Source organism: Streptomyces sp. NPDC086554, assembly GCF_040686095.1.
GTDB lineage: Bacteria > Actinomycetota > Actinomycetes > Streptomycetales > Streptomycetaceae > Streptomyces.
Genome location: NZ_JBFBJK010000019.1, coordinates 198705 through 216656 on the forward strand (window position 1 = coordinate 198705; position 17952 = coordinate 216656).

Below are 17952 nucleotides of genomic sequence, written 5' to 3' on the forward strand. Positions count from 1 at the left end.
GGGGCAGGATGGAGTCTGCTTTCGACGGCCAAGCAGCCTTGTCGCGAGCAGAGGCGATCTACCGCGACGTCGCCTTCACGGAATTCAGCGAGGATCTGGCATTTGGTCTCAACATTGGTTTCTACCGTACGTTCGCTGTGCCTGAGATCGCCCAACTCCTGGCTTCCACCGGGCGGATGACGGGGCAGACGGAGCTGCGCGCCAAGGCGACAGGCCAGATGATGTACCAGCTGTTCCGCCATGGGTTGGACAGCGAGCAGGGCTCCGAGACTGTCGCCGCCCTCAACCGCATCCACTTCCGCTGGAGCATCTCCAACGACGCCTTTCTGTATGTCCTGGCCTGCTTCGACGTCGCTCCCATGCGATGGTGCGACGCCTACGCCTGGCGGTCATCCACCCCGGCGGAGAAGGACGCCTCTCACATCCTCTACCTCGGCCTTGCTCGACGTATGGGGATACGCCATGTCCCCCCGACATGGGGTGAGTTCGCCCACTGGATGGACCGTTACGAGCAGAGTAGATTCGCCGCTACCCCGGAAGCGGCAGAGCTCTGGGGCGCCACCCGCGGGCTCCTCGCCAACCGTTTCCCGGCTGCCCTCGGTCCCTTGGTCCGCACGGCCGCTGATGCATTGCTGGACGAGCCGCTTCGCCACGCGTGTGGAGCCAGCCGTGCCCCTGCTGCCATACGTTCTCTTGTCTCGTCCGGCATGAGGCTGCGCGCCCGACGTGTACGCCGCTCCCATCAGAACCCACAACTCGCGCACATAGCCACTTAGCTTGTCGTTTAACCTCGGCGTGAGATGAGTCGAGCGAGTGACTCTGTGGGCCAGCAGAGCCATTCGAGAAGAGGGCTGGTGACCACGAACCAGTGGACGCTGATTCGGCCCTGCTTCTTGTCCAGGATCAGTGGAGCTTCATCCCGGTAGACGTAGCGGAGGTATCGGCGACGGACCGGTGCTCCGGCTATCAGCAGCACTGGCGAGGTGACAAGGATGGCCACCGGGACCAGGACCCTCGCTGTGGTGAGCTTCGCTTTCTCCTCGTATCGCATGCGCTCAGTGTGCTGATCCTCGAAGTCGCTTGTCAGCCTGCCCTGCGGGGTTTGGTGCCGACCTTGTGGTGGGCGGGTCGGCTGTATGCCTCGCCGGTGGCGAGGACTCTGCCCACGTCATGGCGGGTGGCTTGGCAGCGGTTCTTCGAACCCGGGGGCCGACCTGGTCCGGGCCAGGACGGTTTCGGTGCACCGGCTGGTGACCCGGTCTTCGCGTGCAGGTTTCTGAAGCCTCTGCGGACGCGGGCGGGTGTCAGTCTGTTCGGTTCGGCTGGCCTTTCCCAAGGCCGCCGCAGGTCGGTGGCCAGTGGGCGAGCGAGCCGGAGCTGGGCATGGGCGGCGATCACCAACCACGTCCACCGGTCGGCCGCTTCCGAGTCGCGGAGCCGGGGCTTGGTCCAGCCGAGTGTCTGCTTGAACAGGCGAAACGTGTGCTCGATGTCGAATCGTCGGAGGAAGGACTGCCAGCAGCGGTCGACGTCCGCTTCGGTCGCACCGGTGCCCGACCACCGCAGCCATACCGGCTTGTTGACCCCGCCGCTGGGCAGCTTCTCCACGACCAGCCGGATGACGGTGCCCTCGATGCCCTCGATGATGGGAAGCGGGCCGTTGTGGTCGAGCCATGCGGCCCGGCGGGTCAGGCGCGGGTGCAGCCGGTCCCACGCCTGCGCGGTCGCCTTCCCATAGAGCCGGGTGTCCGTGGCCGTCACGGCCTGCTCGGTGCCCCAGGTTGCCGGGTCGCCGAAGACGAACTCGCCACCGTGCTTGGCCGGCAGGCCGCCCTCGGGGTCGTAGACCCGTGGCGATGTCGGCCGCCGCATCACGCGGTCCGAACGGAGCCGCCCGACGATCTCGACGGGCAGCCCCGCCAGCAGGTGGGCGATGCGCGGAGCGTCGTATCCCGCGTCCAGCACGACCAGGACCTCCGGGTCACCCGGCCGCCACTGGCCGGCGGCGACCAGCCGCTCGATGACCTCGCGGACCTGCACCGTGGTCACCGCGGCGACATCGGCGCCGGGCTCCAGGCGGACCGCGTCCAGCACCGCCGTCCAGGACGTGCGGCCGGTCTCCAGAGCAGCCACCACCGAGTACGGCCAGCCCGGGACCATATGATGCTTGCCATCGCCCCGGCCGAACGCGTGGCAAAAGGCCCGGTCAGCACACGTGTTGGCGTCCGGCCGCAGCCACGGCGAGACATCCAACAGCCAGCACCAGCCGACCATCCGCAGCCCTCGGCAACGGTGCCCCGACCAGGGCACGACGCAACCTTGCGACATCGATCCGCCCCTGGTTCAGCCCGCCGTACAGAGCCCCGTGACCACGACGGTGTTCAGGCGCGAGCGCGAGATCAACCAGCGTCCGCACCGGCCCGTCCGTGCACAACGGCGCGTCGCGCAACTCGAACAACGCGTCGCCCCGCGCGGTCAGACACGCGTACAGCTCCGACCGGAAGTGTGACACTTCCGCGAACGCATCCCGCAGGACGCCCTGATGCACCAAACTCACGACCACGGCCTTCGCGCTGATCCACTCTGTGACGGAGCACAGGATCAGACGGAGGCCGCCTTCACGTCCGCTGAACTGCGAAAACGCCGACCAAGTTCGAGCCGCGTTCGACACCGGACCAGAAATGACAAGCTGAGGTTTCGCCGACAGGCGCGCCGTCTGCCCGACACGGTGACGTCCGGGACAGGGAGAGGCGCCGTCGCAGGCCGCCGCTTCGGTGCGCTGGGGCGTCATCTCACCCTGCCGGATGCCACCGGGTGCGTGTGGGAGAGACATCTGCTGATGATGTCGGCATGGGGCTTCGAGCACGTACTCTCCGCCAGTCAGTGGACGCAAGCCGAGATGTCACGAGACTTGAGGCGTCGAAGGGGATCGCTCGGTGGTCGGTGCAGCGCGCTCGGCGAGCTGCCGGTCGAGGGCAATATCCAGGCGAATACCGTGCGCTGGAGGCGGTCTCCTGTGACCGCACGCCGTTCCGGCCGGGCCGTGAGATCACCCTCGCAGCCAGGCGGGAGCAGGCGGCGGTTCCCTTCGGACCCGCGACAACCGTCGGCACGGTCTTCATCAGCGGTATGCATAGCGGCCCGAACCCGTCACCAGGCCTGAGCGTGGCACGCTCCCTGCGTCTCGCCTGGCCCGATCTCCGGCTCGTCGGCGTGGACTACTCGGCGGAGAGTTCGGGACTGCACTCGGACATCCTCGACGATCTGGTGTGCCTGCCGCCATGGAGCCGCATGCACCTCGCCACCTGGAGCGAGCAGATAGACCGCCTTCTGGCGCCCGACGATGCATTTCTGATCCCCTGCCTGGACTTGGAAGTCCGGTTGCTCGCGACGGAGCTGGGCTCCCACGACCGGGTTCTGGCCCCTTCGAAGTCGGCGCTCGACCTGGTCCGCAAGCCTCCCCTCGATGCCGCCGAACGGCTCGGCGTCCGCTCTCCGGAGTACGAGACCGACACCAGCTGGCAGGCCATCGAACGATTCGTCCGCCGATCTCCTCACGGCGTGTGGGTGAAGGGCGAGCACTACGACGCGTTTCGGGCTTTCACCGCCGGGGAGGCGATGGCTCTGGGTGACATCGTCGAGCAGACGTGGGGCGGCGGATGGCATCTGGAGGCACACGTCGCGGGCCAGGAGTGCAGCATCGCGTTCTGCGCCCTGGACGGCCGACTCCTCGACGCGGTGTTCATGACGAAGGCGATGATCACGGTCGAAGGCAAGACGTGGGCCGGGGAAGTCGCGGAACTGGACGGGACGCTGCATGACCGTCTGGCGGGCCTCGTCGCCGACACCCTGTGGAGCGGCGGTGGCGAGCTGGAACTGATCCGCGGCTGGAACGGCGAACTCACGCTCATGGAGATCAACCCACGCCTGCCCGCCTGGATCCACGGTACTTCGGTGTGCGGCGCCAACTTGCCCGCGGCCCTGGTCGCGGGGCGTGCCGCCGACCGGGGCAGGCCCCTGGCTCCTGGCTTCACCCGTGTGGTCGAGGAGATCCCGGTCCACCCGTCTCTGGGCATCACCCCGTTCACCTGGGCGGCTGGCGAGTTGTCCCGCCCGGCGGACAAGCATCCGTCAGGGATGCCCTCACTGGGCCGGCGACGGCTGCTCTCGACCGAACGCGTTGCGGCGACCGAGGAATCGATCGACGGCCGTACCGCGACAGCCGCACGGGCAGGAGGGTTCGAAGATCTGCTCGAACCTCCAGGACACGGGGTCACTCCGCGCCGACATCTCCTGCTTTCCCTGTTCACCGAGCAGGTCCGCGCCCTGCAGCGGCAGGTCGAAGGGCTCGGCAGGGTGCGGCTGGCGCACAGCGTCAAGACGTGCCCCCAGCCCGCGGTGCTGCGTGAGGCCGCACGCCTCGGCATGGTCGCCGAGGCGATCAGCCTGGCCGAGCTCGATGTGGCCGACGGCCTCGGCCTGGCGGCCGACCGCGCGATCCTCAACGGGCCCGCGAAGTGGTGGCCCGCCGCCGACCGCGTGCGCTGCTGGGCCTTCTTCGCCGACTCCGTGGCGGAACTGAGCAGAGTGCACACACTGCTGGACGACGGCTTCCAGCTGACAGCCGACGTCGTCGGCATCCGCGTCGCCCCCGTCGCCCTCACCAGCCGATTCGGCATCCCGCTGCACGAGCGCGATGTCATGAGCCGGGCGGCTGGGCTGCTCGGCACGCTGGCCCGACGGCTCGGCGCCCGGTGGGGGCTGCACTTCCACTGCGCCCAGAGCATCGTGGGCGCGCCACGTTGGCAGCGCGAATGCGCGGCGGCGCTGAGAGCCGCCGATCCGCTGGCGGATCAGCTCGGTCAGCCGCCGGCCGTGCTGGACGTCGGCGGCGGGTGGCACGTCGACGACATGCCGCACCTGCGTCCGTCGCTGGAGTACGTGCTCGCGCACGGCCCCTCCGCAGCACGCGAGGCAGATCCGCTGCTGGTGCTGGAGCCGGGCAAGCTCCTCACGCAGCCGACGGCCGCCGTCGTGACACAGGTCCTGGTGCGCCGGGAATCCGGCCGGAGCTGCGACATCGTCGTCGACGCGGCCGCGGGCGACATGCCCGAGGGGCCGCACCGGCCTCACCCAGTGGCCCGGTTCGACGGATCGCGCTGGGTACCGCTGCTCCCCGGCCGAAGCAGGATTCTGGGCAGATCCTGCATGGAGCACGACGTGCTCGCATGCCGGCTCTCCCTGGACGACGTCCGGGAGGGCGAGTACCTCGCGTTCGGCATGTGCGGCGCGTACGACACCTCGATGGCCTACGACTTCGGGCGCGGGACCGTGCCGCGGGAACTGGGGGAGTCATGACGGGCCTGGTGGCAGATTTGAAGCAGTTCGACGGGATCGGCCTGTCCCGTATGGCCAGCCATGCGAAACAGTGCTGCCAAGCGGTCAGGCACGGCGTGTTCGCCCGGCTCACGCAGTACGCGGATGTGGGAGCCGCCCTCGCCAGCGTTCCCGTGCTCATCCGGTGGGGGCCCGTGCGGTGGCCGGCGCACTGGTGCGACCTAGCACACCAGGACGAGCTCAGAGGCGACTGCGGGGTCCACGCCGACGTGGCGGCGTCGATCCTCGCGCGGGAAGCCATCCCCTACTCACGTGGCCGCGCCGCGCTGCTGACAGCACCGCTGGCTGCCGCACACTGGCGAGCCAGCTGGAACGAGGCACAGTCCAGCGACGCATGGATCGGGCGGACGGTGGTGCACCACGAGGTGCTCCGGGTCGGGAATCGTTGGTGGGATCCCAGTGAAGCCCGCTGGTTCGCGGGGGCGGGGGTGCATCTGGCGAGCGGCCGAGTCCTCGCCATTCGCGAGGAAGACGGACCGTGGCAGTTCGACCCGGCCCCGTCGGCGACCCACGTCCTGCCGTGAGGGCTCGGGGTCGCGCGGTCGCGCGCCTTGGGGCCCCCTCCCATGGCGGCGCATCAGCATCGCACCCGAACCGACTTGGAGACCACCATGACCACTTCGGAGACCTGGGACACGGCGGCACCGGACACCGCGGCACCGGACACCGCGGAGGCCGCCGCCCCGCCCGGGCCGGTCCGCCTCACGGTGCAGTTGGCCCGTGGCTTCGCGCAGCTCAGCCTGCAGGCGAACGTATGGGCGGGGGGCCTCATCCTGCTTGCGCTCTTCGTGGAGAGTTGGCAGACGGGTGTCTTCGCGGTGCTCGGCACCGTGGTCTCCACCGCGACGGCGTACGCCCTGGGCGTCGACAAGAGCAGCATCGACATCGGACTGCAAGGGTTCAGCGGCTGCCTGATCGGCATCGCCCTGCTCGTCTTTCTGGGCCACTACCCCTCCACCTACCTGCTGGCCGTCGGCGGTGCCGTCCTCTGCGTGCTGCTCTGCGCGGCACTGTCCACCGCGCTGACGCCGTGGAAGATTCCGGTGCTGACCGCGCCGTTCTGCATCGTCTGCGCGGTAGTGGTGGTCGCAGCCCCCGCCTTCACACGTGTCTGGCACGGCGGAAGCCCCGCCGCTCTGCCCGTCAGGGCCACCGCCGACGTCGATTACACCTGGACCGATCTGTGGCATGGGTTCTTCACCAACATCTCCCAGATCGGGCTTTCGGCCCACTGGTATGTCGGCCTGATCATGCTGGTGGCGCTGTTCGTCGCCGGGCTTCGTCCGGGGCTCGCCGCCGCCCTGGGCAGCGCCGTCGCGGTGCTCCTGGCCTGGGCACTCGGTGCCCCGCCGAGTGCGGTCGCCGTGGGCGTCTACGGCTACAACGCGGTCCTGGTGGCCATCGCGTTGGGCACCATCTTCCTGGCCGGATCTGTATCGAGCACGACCTACACCCTGGCGGGCGTGGCCACCACCACCGTGCTGACCGCCTCCCTCAACGCCTACTTCGCGCCCTTCGGCGGACGCACCCTCACCTGGCCCTTCATCGTCACCACCTGGCTTTTCCTCGCCGCGGTCCCCGCCTTCTCCCGGATCCGGCGCACCGCCTGACGAGGCGGCGACGAGTACTGGCCCCATGGCCCACGCGTAGGGCCTGTCTCTCAGAGGATGGTATGCAACTCTTTGTCCGGTTTGCTGTTGCGTGTGGATGAGGCGCAGTGATCAGTTGCTTGGGGTTAGCCGATACCGCGTGCCGAGCGACGGAACTCAGTGGGCGGAAACCGGCTCGGACGACGGCTGCCACTCCCGCCTGATCAGCCCGCAGACCCACGAGTCAGAGACCTCGCCGTTGACGACAGAGTCTTCCCGCAACGTCCCTTCACGCACGAAGCCGAGCTTCTCCAGCACGCGGGCAGTTGAAGTCGTTGCCGACCAGCTGCGGGTGCTGGGCCCGGATCACCACCACACCCGGCGTATCCAGTCCGACCTCGACGACTGGCAGAAGAGGGCAGGGGCGCGTATCGCATCGCCGGCAAGTTGGAGGCCGACCTCACCGTCATCCGCCACGGCATGACGCCCGGCGAACAGCGCAAGGGCATGACCGTCACCACGGTCGACGGCAAGGGCGACACGGGCTTCGGCAGCCACTCCAGCGTCCGCGATCTGCGGACCATCTGGCCCGAACACATCGTCGGCCGCCGCGCCTTCGCCCGCGTCGTCGAAGCGTGGCAGCTCACGATCATCGACCCCGAGTGGGAGCGGGACGACGTGCTGTGGGAGGCACTGGGCGAGGTCGTCCGCCGCTACCGGCTCGACGCGATCGAGACTCTGGCCACAGTCAACGGCCTTCCCCGCTTCCGCAGTCGGGACCAGTTCGTCTCGCAGCTGCGCGAGGCGGTGACCGCTGCCGAGCTCTGCGGCAGCTGTGTGCGCTCGATACGCTGACGCCGGATCAGCATCTGCTGCGCGTGCTCTTGGAGGATGACCAGTCGGCCTTCGAGCAAGCCCTGGAGCACCGTCTTGTCCATCACCGGGAGAGCACACCGTCCGCTGCACCGCCCCGAAGCCTCCTGCCGCACAAGACCGTCGCCCTGGCCGCACTGGCAGTCCAAGTACATGGCTGGGACTTGCGCGTCCAATCGGCCTACCTGCCACAGGCCGTGCTCAGTGCCCCGGAAGGCGCGCCTTCGGTCAGTGGCTGAACCAGTGCCCTCACCGCCACCTCGGCATGCCAGCCGAAGGTTAAAACTCAAGTTTAGAGGTGGCTCGTCATTGCGGTGGGACGCGGTGTGGGGTCCGGTCGCGCCAGGTGCGCCTGCTGATCGTTGACGGACTCACGTGCGCCGGGCGTACCCTCCGGTTAGATCACAACAGGCCGACTCCTCAGCCGCCGGGCTCCGCGTCGGCGGGTGACTACCGACCGGGCTCCCTACTGAGACACGGGCCCCCTTCGGGACCCGAAGGAGCTGTACTCGCGTCATGCCGCGGGGAGCACACGGTTCTTCCACTCGCGTTCGAGGATGGCGTGGACAACGGAGTCGCGCCACGCCCCTCCCTTTTGGATGTGCTCGCGGATGCACCCCTCTTCGACCATGCCAGCCTTAAGCATCGTTCGCGCCGATGCCTCATTGAGCGGCGCGCGGGTACCCCAGATCCGGTGAAGGTTCAGGTCCTCGAAGCCGAGCCCGAGCAGCAGGTTGACGGTTTTGAGGCCGTAGCCCCTGGCCCACACGTCGGGTCGGAGAGCGAAGCCGAAAGTGGCTGCGCGTTGCTGGTGAGGGTCCATGGCCAGGCGGCCGAACCCGATCAGTTCGCTGTTGTCCCGGAGAACGACCGCGACGGCGTACTCGGTCCGCGGGGCGGTGGTGGCCGATTCGATCGATCGGGCGACGATTTGCTCCACTTCCGCTTGGGAGCGCGGTTCGAAGCTGAGGTGCTCCGTCGCGTCGCTCAGCGCCGGGAGGATCATCGAGTCGCTGGAGGCCGCGCATGGGCGGCCGGCGGGGCGCCGTGAGATCGCTGCGGCGGTCATCGAGCGTCCCGAACTGCTAACCGGGGAGGGCGTCTTGGCGCCGGTGCCGGGGGTCCTGCGGTTTATCGACGCCCTTCGCGCGGCCGGTGCGCAGTCGGTGGTCGTGCCCCCGTGCCCCGAGTGCGGTCGGCTTCGTCCCTTTGGGAGCGCCGCTCGCCGGAAAGCGGGTGTGCGGGTACTGCTATTCCAGGGCGCACGCCGCCACCTGCAGCCGGTGCGGCAAGGCGAAGCCGGTCAGCCACACCGAGGAGAACGGCGAGGTCTTCTGCCCGTCGTGCTGGGTTGGCGACCCGCGGAACTGGGAGGTGTGTTCGGGGTGCGGGAACCGGCGCCGGGTGGCAGGACGCACGAAGGCCGGGCCCGTGTGCCAGCAGTGCCGGCCGCGCCCTCAGCGCACCTGTAGCATCTGCCGCCGAGTCGGGCGGGGCACCATCTCCCGCGTCACCGGACAACCCCTGTGCGACCTGTGCAAGGGCCGCTGGATCGTCTGTTCACGGTGCGGTGACAGCGGCATCGTGAGGGGCGACACTCTCGGCGAGCCGCTGTGCGCCCGCTGCGTCAACCCCGACTTCTGGAAGCGGTGCCGTCTGTGCAACAGGACCTGGCAGCTGACCACCGCGCCCTGCACACGGTGCAGCCTCGACGCCGGGCTGCGCGGGCTGTTCGCGTGCGACGACGGCACCGTGGCACCGGAACTGGACCTGCTGCGCAATCGCCTCGTCCAGGTCGACCATCCGGACTACGCGATCACCTGGCTGCGCAAGAAGAACGTCCGCGCCACGATCACCGCTCTGGTCTGCGAGCACCCCGATGTCACTCACGCCGCGCTCGACGCGATGCCGCGCAGCAAGACGCTCGACCACTTCCGCTCGGTGCTCGTCTCCGTCGGGGCGCTGGAGTTCCGCGACGAAGGCTTGCTCCGCCTCGAAGACGAGGTCCGCGACAAGTTCGACGCTTTCGGTCCCGGCGAACACCAGCGCGCCCTGCGCGGCTTCATCTACTGGCACCTGCTCCGGCGCCTTCGCGGACGCCTGAACAACAAGCCCGCCTCCCACCAGCAGCTCCGGAACGTCCGCGCGCACGCAAATGCGGCCGATGCGTTCCTGCGCTGGCTGGAGAGCCAGGGCAAGACCCTCAGCACGTGCACGCAGACGGACGTCGAGACTTACGCCCGGACGAAGTCGTCGTACCTACAGCAGTGCTCGGCCTTCATTCGCTGGGCGGTCCACCGCCGCTACACGGCACCGGATCTCGTAGCCCGCGCGATCCGGTGGACCGGCCCGGCCGGCCCGCATAACGGGGACGAACGCTGGACCGTCGCCCGACGACTGCTGCATGACGACAGCCTGTCCGCGGCAGACCGCGTCGCCGGTCTCCTGGTGCTGCTGTATGCCCAGACCACCAGCAGCATCCTCCGGCTGACCTGCGATCGCGTACGCCAGGACGAGGAGCACGTCCTGCTCTACCTCGGCGAGCGGCCAATCCAGCTGCCCGAACCGCTGGACGCGCTCATGCTGGAGCTGGTCGCCACCCGGGCGAGCAACACGCTGATCCGGCACGAAGGGGAACTGGCTGTTCCCCGGCCGTGCAGCGGGTCGGCCGATCCACGAGTCGCAGCTGCAGCAGCGCCTGGCCAGAGTCGGTGTCAAGGCGCGGCAGGGCCGCAGCACGGCCCTGTTCACACTCGCGTCCCAGGTGCCCGCAGGGCTCCTAGCGAAAATGCTCGGCGTGCACGTATCCGTCGCCGTCGCCTGGCAGCGGGCAAGCGGCGGCGACTGGATGAGCTACGCCGCCGACATGGCCGCCCGCTCCAAGACCTCGGGCCGGGCCGCGAAATGAGCCCGAACTCCTCCTAACTAACCCAGCGCGAACTCCTCGATCGTGTCCCACGTGTAGTAGCCCTTGTCCGGGTGCTGGTACTGACTGACGAGATGGACCCGGTCGATCGTGATGTCGACCCGCGGCGGACGCAGCGCCCCGCAGGGCACGATTGAGCCGGTCGCCGTCGAAGTCCTGGCGGACGTACGAGAGCGATGCGTGAGCCCAAAACCGCTGCTCACGCTCTCGAAGGGAGACACCGGGAACCTCTTCGGCGGCCGCGCGCACGCGGGCGTTCAGGGCCGCCATGCCGTCCTCCGGGTAGACGGCCACGGTGACCGCGGTGATCCCAGGCCACACCGGGCCCAGCTACCGGGAACGGCTTCATGCCCTGCAGCTGGCCGCGCAGAGCCTGCCCCAGCTTGCCCATCTGGTCGTCATCGATGACGTGGTGGATGCCCTGGACGGTGGAGTGCAGCCACTCCTCGGGGATCACACCGAGCTGCTCGGAGAGCCGTCGCATCCCAGGGCCCGAACGAGGCGGAAGGCAACTGCTGCCAAGTACAGCCCGGCGTCGAGACGAGCACGCGCCCGGCACCTCGCGATCGCCGTGCCTGCGTCGCAGCAACGACACCGGACGCCCCGTCGAAAGCACGGGCCAGTGAAACCGAATGGCGGATGATGGTGAATGAAGCATGACGCCTATGAGTTGATCATATTGGACCCTCCATAGGGGTCACTTCCGGCGTCTACCTGCGCGCGCTATCGCGACGGGACGACGTGACGGTGAATACTTCACCTTATGAACGCCGCCTCCGACCCAGATACTCTTGAATCGGGCTGGCTCACCGAGTTGGAACCCGTGGTATGTCGACTGCTCGATCGGCATTTGTCACGGACGCAGGAGTGGTTTCCGCATCAGTACGTGCCATGGGGTGAAGGACGGAATTTTGACGGTCCTCTTGGCGGGGCAGCGTGGGAGGAACACCAGTCGGCGCTTTCTCCGGGAATTCGTTCAGCTCTGATGCTTAATCTGCTGACGGAGGACAATCTACCCGGTTACCACTGGGCTTTGTCGACGCATATCGGCCGGCAGGGCGCGTGGGGTGAGTGGATCGACCAGTGGACAGCTGAGGAGGACAGGCACAGTACAGCTTTGCGGGCCTATATCCATTCCAGTCGCGCGGTTGATCCCGTGACGCTGGAACGGATGCGGATGTCTCAGGTGCGCACCGGCTATCAGCCTCGCCAAGAAACGATGATGGCGAACGTTGTCTATGTGGCGGTGCAGGAGATGGCCACGCGTGTCTCGCATCGGAATGCCGGACGCCACAGCGGTGATGCTACGTGTGAACGCCTGTTGTCGCGGATTGCGCAGGACGAGAACCTGCACATGGTTTTCTATCGGGATTTGTTGGAAGCGGCGCTACACATCGACGCCGATGCCGTGCTGTTAGCGATGTGTGAATGCGTGGAGAGTTTCCAGATGCCGGCAGTGCAGATGCCTGGTTTTGGCCAGCTGGCGATGGATGTGGCTCTGGCTGGCGTTTATGACCTGCGGGTGCATCACGATGAGGTGCTGGTACCGCTGCTGCGGTCGTTGTCTGTGTGGAGTCTGCCAGGACTGCGACCGGCGGGTGAGCAGGCCCGTGAGCGCCTTGCCCAAGTGCTGGCAGGGATCGATGAGCGGGCCCGGGCCTTCGAGAAGGTCAAGGCTCACCTGTCCGCCGCGCGAAGCGGCTGCCGGATGTCGGGTTGAGCACTTGTCGGCATATCTGTGAGCGCCTCCGTTCAGATTGCTTCCTTCGATGTACTCCGGGGTCTGGCCGGCAGATCCAGCGTGTCCACCGTTTTGTCGTTGCTGAATCGACAGGGGTGCTATGAGTGTTTCCGTTCGCACACCGGCGCTGGCGGCGGATGCAGGCTTCCCCGGTGCCGGGCGCCTGGCTCGGTTGTCGCGGCTCTGTCTCCGGCATGCGCGCCTTGTCCTTGCCGCTCACGCGATGGTGGCTGCGGTCGCGCTCGTGCTAGGGGTGGGTGCGTTCACGACGCTGTCTTCTGGGGGATATACCGCCACTGGGACCGAGGCGGCGCGTGCCGAGCAACTTCTCTCCGATCGGTTTGGGGCGAGCACGGCGGACGTCACGGTGTATGCCCGAGCGACCGGCTCAGTGGACGGCCCGGTCGCTGCTGCTTCCGGCCGGCGTCTGACAGCCTGGGCCCGGGCCCAGCCCGGTGTGAAGCATGTGGTGTCGTACTGGACGAGCGGGCGGCCAGAGCTGCGGTCGGCGGACGGGCGGGCAGCTCTGATCCGCCTGGATCTGTCGGGTGACGAGTTCACGGCCATGCGGGTGTCCGAGCGGTTGGCCCCCGGTGCGAAGTGGCACGCTGGTGACCTGAGGACGGCGCTGACCGGTTCGGCCGTGGTGAACGCGGAGACCACTCGGCAAAGTCAACGAGACTTGCTGCGAGCGGAGCTGATCGTTCTTCCGCTTACTGTGCTGATCCTCTTGCTTGCCTTCCGGTCACTGCTGGCCTCACTGGTGCCGACGGTGATCGCTGTGTGTGCGGTCACCGTGTCCTTGGCCGTCGTGCGGCTGATCAACGGTCTGATGCCGATGTCCGTGTTCTCACTGAACATCGCTGCTGCACTCGGCTTTGGGCTGGCAGTGGACTACGCGCTGTTCGTCGTCACGCGCTTTCGTGAGGAACTCGACGCCGGGCGCGGCGTGGAGGAAGCGATTGTGCGCAGTATGAGCACTGCTGGGCGGGCAGCCGCATACAGCGGCATCACGGTCGTCGCAGGGCTGTCCGTCGTGCTCGTTCTCCCGTTGCCGTTCCTGCGGTCTTTGGCCGTCGCCGGCATCGTCGTGGTCTCAGCGGGCGCCGCTGTCACGGTCACAGCGCTGCCCGCGCTGCTTGCGCTGATTGGGCATCGTCTGCCCGGTGGCCACGGGCTCTGGCGCAGGCGGGAGTCAGCAGGCGGCCGCGGCGCCGAGAAGGGCCGTATCTGGCAGGCGATCGCCCGGTTCACCACCGCGCATCCGGTTCATTTGCTGGTTCTCAGTACGGTGTTCCTGCTTACCTTGGCGGTGCCCTTTCTTCATGCACGCTTTGGCGTCGTCGATGCGCGGGTGCTGCCGGCTACCGCGCAGGCACGTGTCATCAGTGACCGCGTTGCGAAGACCTTCGCCGTTGACAGCGAGCGCACTGTGCAGGTGGTGCTGCCTGATGTGAACGTCGAGGCCCGGTCGGCACAGGTGGACAGCTACGCCCGGAGCCTGTCCCGCATCGGCGGTGTCACGGCCGTACGGGCGGCCACTGGCAGCTACAGCTCGGGGACTGCGTGGCCGGAGACTGGGCGTGGATCATCGCCGTCGGGCGTACACGGCACGGTCATCTCCGTGCTGATGAGCGCACCGGCTCAGAGCGAGGGCGCCAAGGACGTCGTGCACCGCGTGCGCCAGGTGCCGGCCCCTGGAGAGCGCCTGGTGACCGGCCGCACGGCGCACGCCGTCGACACCGCTACGGCAGTCGGCGATCGTTTGCCGTGGGCGATTGCCCTGGCGGCCTTGTTCACCATGGGCACGCTGCTGGTGTGCACGCGTTCTGTCCTCGTGCCCGTGAAAGCGGTGCTGGTGGGAGGGCTGAGTCTGACGGCCAGCCTGGGCGCCATGGTGTGGATCTTCCAGGAGGGGCACGGCCGTTTCCTGACCGGTGAATTTGCCGTGACCGGACAATTGGAGATGACCATGCCGGTGCTGGTGCTCGCCCTCGCCTTCGGTGCCTCGGTCGATTACGAGCTGTTCTTGATGACGCGCATCAGGGAGGAATTTTCGGCGTGCGGTGACCACCGGCAGGCGATCGTCACCGGTATCGCTCACACTGGTCGGCTCTTTACGGCAGCGGCGCTGATCGTAGCCGTGGCCATGGCGGCATTGGCGACATCGGGGATCAGCATGCTGAAGGTCCTCGGGACAGGGCTTGCTATTGCTGTCGTCGTCGACGCCACCATCGTCCGCGGCATCCTCGTTCCTGCCGTGCTGCAGCTGGCTGGACGTGCCAACTGGTGGATGCCGCCTCTACGGCGGCATCCACGCCTCCAAGCGCCCTCGGCCAGCAGGGACCGCAGCGTGGCCACTCATGCTCCTTGCTCGGCGACGCCCGCTGAAAGCGAACCGGTCCCGTAAGTGCTGTGATCAGCCCTGAGCAGCACGGTAAGGACGGGCCTTTGTCGCCGTCATCGCGCCACAGTGAAGCCCCGCTTCTCCCCTGCTCCCCACTCGCCCGGCAGCAATCCGACTGCCAATCACTCCCTGGAAGGAACCAGATGAACGACAGCTATCAGCTCATCACCAGCCACCTCGCCGAGCACTTCGGCCTGGACCCGGCAATGCTCACCCCTGACCGCACGTTCAATGACCTGGAGATGGATTCCATCGCCCTCGTTGAACTGCTGGTCATCTTGGAGGAAGGCACGGGTGTGCAGTTGACGCAGGACGCGTCGGCTTTCACCGCAGACGTCACCCTGAGCCGTGCCGCTGAGCTGCTCACTCAAGCGCGACAGGACCTCGCTGCCGCCAGGGCGGCCTCGTGAGCTGCCACGACGTCGCGGTCACCGGCATCGGCATGGTCACACCTGCTGGCGTCGGGACCGAATCCACCTGGGCGACTCTTTGTGCAGGGCACTCCACCGCCTCCGTGGACCCGGCCATGGCACAGGCCGAAGTCCCCGTGTCCTTCTCCTGCCGGGTGCCGGACTTCGACCCTGACCAGTTGCTGGGCCGACGTACCGCCTGGAGGATGGACCGCTTCACGCACATGGCGATGGTGGCCGCCCGCGAAGCCGTACGCAACGCGGCACTCGAGAAGGCTTCCTGGGACGGCACGCGCGTCGCGGTCGTGCTCGGCGTCGGCGCCAGCAGCAACGACACCGGCATGCAGACCTTCCGAAAACTTCATGAGCGCCGGTACCTTTCCGTGTCTCCCACGGCGATCGCGCGCTATTCACCGAATATGGCAGCCGGCGAGGTCAGCCTTGACCTCGGCGCCCTCGGACCGAGCCTCGCCGTGAGCACGGCATGCGCCTCCGGTACCACCGCCATCGGTGTCGCCCGGGACCTAATCCGGTCCGGCACCTGCGACATCGTTCTGGCCGGTGGCAGCGAATCCCCCTGCACCAGCCCCTTCGCCGCAGCCGCCTTCCACCGCATGGGCGCCCTGTCCACCCGCCACCACGACCCAGCGGGTGCCTCACGCCCCTTCGACGCCGACCGCGACGGCTTCGTCCTCGGAGAAGGCGCCGCCGTCCTCGTATTGGAAAGCGCCCGTCATGCTCGAACACGGCAGGCGACCGTACGCGCGTACCTGTCCGGCTATGCCACCAACGCCGAAGGCCATCACCCCACAATGCCGCACCCCAATGGGGACGGCCTGGCACGCTGCCTGACGGCAGCCCTGGCAGACGCGGATCTGGCACCATCCGACATCGGTCACGTCAACACGCACGGGACTGCAACCCGCCTGAACGACCAGGCCGAGGCACGCGCTCTGCACCAGGCTTTCCCCCAGCCGCCTGCCGTGACCTCGGTCAAAAGCATCATCGGTCACTCACTCGGAGCCGCCGGCGCCATCGAGGCGGCCGCCAGCGTGCTCACGCTGCAACACCAACTGATCCCGCCCACTGCCAACCACGAGACGCTGGACCCCGACATCGATCTCGATGTCGTCACCAAGTCACCGCGCCCCACCCGGCTGGGCGCCGTGGCCAGCGCGTCCGCCGGGTTCGGTGGCCAGAACGCGGTCCTCGTCTTCGTCCAAGCCTGACCCACACCCTGCCCGGGGCCGCAGTCCGCCGCCCCCTCCGCACAGGCGTCCCTGCGGCTCCGCTTCCTCAACTCTTCCCCGCCCACACAGACCGGGAAAGGCGGTGGCGTCCCACTGTCCGCTACCACCATTGGCGCACACCCCTCAACGGTGCCCTCCAGCCCTACCTTGGTGGAGCCAGTCGTCCTCGACGCCCGCCCCGAGGCAAGCCTGCTCCTGTACTGCCTGCCACCTGCGGGATCCGGGCCGGGCTACTACCGCTCCTGGGTCTCACTGGTTCCGCCCTGGGTGGAACTGCGATCCCTACAGCTGCCCGGACGGGGCGATCGCAGCACGCAGCCCTCCATGACCGACCCCCTGCAGCTCGGCGCCCACATCGCGGCGGCCATCAGCGCCTGCGAAAAAGACAGGCCCTACGTATTGTTCGGCCACAGTGCAGGCGCCCTGCTGGCCTACGTCACCGTGCGACACCTGCGCGATCTCGGCGCGCGGCTGCCTCGACTACTGGCCGTCTCCGCACTCCCCGCACCACACCTCGGGGCCTACACCGCCGCTCTTCCAGCCCGCTTGGCAGCCGGACTGCAGGGGCTGCGCGACCTCATCGGCCCCATCCCCGAAGAACTCCTCGATACACCCGCCGCAGCCGCAGTATGCACAACGGTCCTCGCCGACCTCCTGCTGCTGCTTCACTACCGACACCAGGCCGCCCCGCCCCTTGACATCCCGCTGGCACTCTACGGAGGTGAGCACGATCCAGTAACCACGACCGCCGAACTGGAAGCCTGGAATGCCTTGGTCACCGCACCAGTCAGGCCCCGCCTGTTTCCTGGCGCCCATACCTACCCCGCACAGCACTCCCCAGCACTACTGCACCAACTCACCACTGACATCAGCAACCTCCTCACCACTCCTGGGTGAGAACACGGCACGTACGCACCGGCCCTCCAACCGGTCGAGGGCATCTGGTCCATCCTGCGCTGAACCCTCCCTGGCCAACCGGGGCTTCGCCGATCTGCAAGACCTCATCGCTGCCGTCCGGCGGGGCTTACAACAGCTCCACCAGCGCAGCGACATCCTCGACAGCCGCATGGTCGGCATCGGACTCATCCCCGTCCCACCCTGGGTCAGTAGTCGCGTACCGCGTAGCGTCGGATATTCGAACCCGCGGAGAGGCGCTGAATGCGGTAGGCACGCTCGTTGTCTGCGTGTCACGATCGTCTTCCTATCGGATCCGCCTTCCAAGCAGGTCCAGATCGGCAAGATTGATCACGACATCACACAGGCCCTAGTGCTGCGTTCCTGTTTGGGCGGGTATATGTGCTGGTAGCGGGGCAGATTCGGATGCTCGGGGCGGGTGCTGAGCGATGGTCTTGTGGGCGC

14 protein-coding genes and 2 pseudogenes are annotated in these 17952 nt (G+C 67.7%); 12 read left to right on the plus strand and 4 right to left on the minus strand.

All coding sequences use genetic code 11. The features are described 5' to 3' along the window. Window positions 1-8 precede the first annotated feature (8 nt). Window positions 9-776, plus strand: a complete 768-nt coding sequence (locus AB0O76_RS29405) for an oxygenase MpaB family protein (protein WP_365497080.1) — start codon at window positions 9-11, stop codon at window positions 774-776. A 307-nt stretch (window positions 777-1083) separates the two neighbouring features. Here the strand turns inward: AB0O76_RS29405 and AB0O76_RS29410 are convergent. Next, window positions 1084-2557, minus strand: a pseudogene (locus AB0O76_RS29410) (NF041680 family putative transposase). Between the two features lie 608 nt (window positions 2558-3165). On the opposite strand from AB0O76_RS29410, the gene AB0O76_RS29415 reads away from it, so the two are divergent. From AB0O76_RS29415 to AB0O76_RS29425, 3 genes are all read left to right on the plus strand, one after another. Beyond that, window positions 3166-5358 (plus strand): hypothetical protein, encoded by a 2193-nt coding sequence (locus AB0O76_RS29415; protein ID WP_365497082.1) that lies wholly within the window; start codon window positions 3166-3168, stop codon window positions 5356-5358. Further along, on the plus strand, window positions 5355-5921 hold the full coding sequence (locus AB0O76_RS29420; RefSeq protein WP_365497084.1) for a hypothetical protein: 567 nt from the start codon (window positions 5355-5357) through the stop codon (window positions 5919-5921). The genes AB0O76_RS29415 and AB0O76_RS29420 overlap by 4 nt, the downstream gene beginning before the upstream one ends. Before the next feature lie 87 nt (window positions 5922-6008). Next, on the plus strand, window positions 6009-7007 hold the full coding sequence (locus tag AB0O76_RS29425) for an urea transporter (protein ID WP_365497086.1): 999 nt from the start codon (window positions 6009-6011) through the stop codon (window positions 7005-7007). 156 nt (window positions 7008-7163) lie between these two features. Here the strand turns inward: AB0O76_RS29425 and AB0O76_RS29430 are convergent. Then, window positions 7164-7316: pseudogene (locus tag AB0O76_RS29430) on the minus strand (GNAT family protein); the annotation flags it as partial. 117 nt (window positions 7317-7433) lie between these two features. On the opposite strand from AB0O76_RS29430, the gene AB0O76_RS29435 reads away from it, so the two are divergent. Further along, window positions 7434-7841, plus strand: coding sequence for a hypothetical protein (locus AB0O76_RS29435; protein WP_365497088.1), 408 nt, complete (start codon window positions 7434-7436; stop codon window positions 7839-7841). A 17-nt stretch (window positions 7842-7858) separates the two neighbouring features. Further along, a complete protein-coding gene (locus AB0O76_RS29440; RefSeq protein ID WP_365497124.1) occupies window positions 7859-8098 on the plus strand; it encodes an Imm49 family immunity protein in 240 nt (79 codons plus the stop codon). 275 nt (window positions 8099-8373) lie between these two features. Here AB0O76_RS29440 and AB0O76_RS29445 read toward each other — a convergent pair whose 3' ends face one another. Beyond that, complete coding sequence (locus AB0O76_RS29445; protein WP_365497090.1) at window positions 8374-8928, minus strand: GNAT family protein; 555 nt, start codon at window positions 8926-8928, stop codon at window positions 8374-8376. 683 nt (window positions 8929-9611) lie between these two features. Here AB0O76_RS29445 and AB0O76_RS29450 point away from each other — a divergent pair. Continuing rightward, the gene (locus tag AB0O76_RS29450) at window positions 9612-10784 is read left to right on the plus strand and encodes a hypothetical protein (RefSeq protein ID WP_365497092.1); all 1173 of its coding nucleotides are present in this window, start codon (window positions 9612-9614) and stop codon (window positions 10782-10784) included. Here AB0O76_RS29450 and AB0O76_RS29455 read toward each other — a convergent pair whose 3' ends face one another. After that, window positions 10785-10988, minus strand: a complete 204-nt coding sequence (locus AB0O76_RS29455; RefSeq protein ID WP_365497094.1) for a hypothetical protein — start codon at window positions 10986-10988, stop codon at window positions 10785-10787. Between the two features lie 560 nt (window positions 10989-11548). Here AB0O76_RS29455 and AB0O76_RS29460 point away from each other — a divergent pair. The 5 genes from AB0O76_RS29460 (at window position 11549) to AB0O76_RS29480 (ending at window position 17490) form a co-directional block, all read left to right on the plus strand. Next, on the plus strand, window positions 11549-12505 hold the full coding sequence (locus AB0O76_RS29460; protein WP_365497096.1) for an acyl-ACP desaturase: 957 nt from the start codon (window positions 11549-11551) through the stop codon (window positions 12503-12505). A gap of 121 nt (window positions 12506-12626) precedes the next feature. After that, a complete protein-coding gene (locus AB0O76_RS29465) occupies window positions 12627-14936 on the plus strand; it encodes an MMPL family transporter (protein WP_365497098.1) in 2310 nt (769 codons plus the stop codon). A gap of 140 nt (window positions 14937-15076) precedes the next feature. Next, a complete protein-coding gene (locus AB0O76_RS29470) occupies window positions 15077-15343 on the plus strand; it encodes a phosphopantetheine-binding protein (protein ID WP_365497100.1) in 267 nt (88 codons plus the stop codon). 32 nt (window positions 15344-15375) lie between these two features. Beyond that, the gene (locus AB0O76_RS29475; protein WP_365497125.1) at window positions 15376-16572 is read left to right on the plus strand and encodes a beta-ketoacyl-[acyl-carrier-protein] synthase family protein; all 1197 of its coding nucleotides are present in this window, start codon (window positions 15376-15378) and stop codon (window positions 16570-16572) included. Window positions 16573-16743: 171 nt separating this feature from the next. Beyond that, complete coding sequence (locus AB0O76_RS29480; RefSeq protein ID WP_365497102.1) at window positions 16744-17490, plus strand: thioesterase domain-containing protein; 747 nt, start codon at window positions 16744-16746, stop codon at window positions 17488-17490. Window positions 17491-17952: the final 462 nt, after the last annotated feature.

What these genes read in the sequence shown, in the direction of transcription:
- AB0O76_RS29470 (WP_365497100.1), top strand. Translation starts at nt 15,077, where the DNA reads ATGAACGACAGCTATCAGCTCATCACCAGCCACCTCGCCGAGCACTTC.
- AB0O76_RS29475 (WP_365497125.1), top strand. Translation starts at nt 15,376, where the DNA reads ATGGTCACACCTGCTGGCGTCGGGACCGAATCCACCTGGGCGACTCTT.
- AB0O76_RS29420 (WP_365497084.1), top strand. Translation starts at nt 5,355, where the DNA reads ATGACGGGCCTGGTGGCAGATTTGAAGCAGTTCGACGGGATCGGCCTG.
- AB0O76_RS29425 (WP_365497086.1), top strand. Translation starts at nt 6,009, where the DNA reads ATGACCACTTCGGAGACCTGGGACACGGCGGCACCGGACACCGCGGCA.
- AB0O76_RS29460 (WP_365497096.1), top strand. Translation starts at nt 11,549, where the DNA reads ATGAACGCCGCCTCCGACCCAGATACTCTTGAATCGGGCTGGCTCACC.
- AB0O76_RS29465 (WP_365497098.1), top strand. Translation starts at nt 12,627, where the DNA reads ATGAGTGTTTCCGTTCGCACACCGGCGCTGGCGGCGGATGCAGGCTTC.
- AB0O76_RS29405 (WP_365497080.1), top strand. Translation starts at nt 9, where the DNA reads ATGGAGTCTGCTTTCGACGGCCAAGCAGCCTTGTCGCGAGCAGAGGCG.
- AB0O76_RS29445 (WP_365497090.1), bottom strand. Translation starts at nt 8,928, where the DNA reads ATGACCGCCGCAGCGATCTCACGGCGCCCCGCCGGCCGCCCATGCGCG.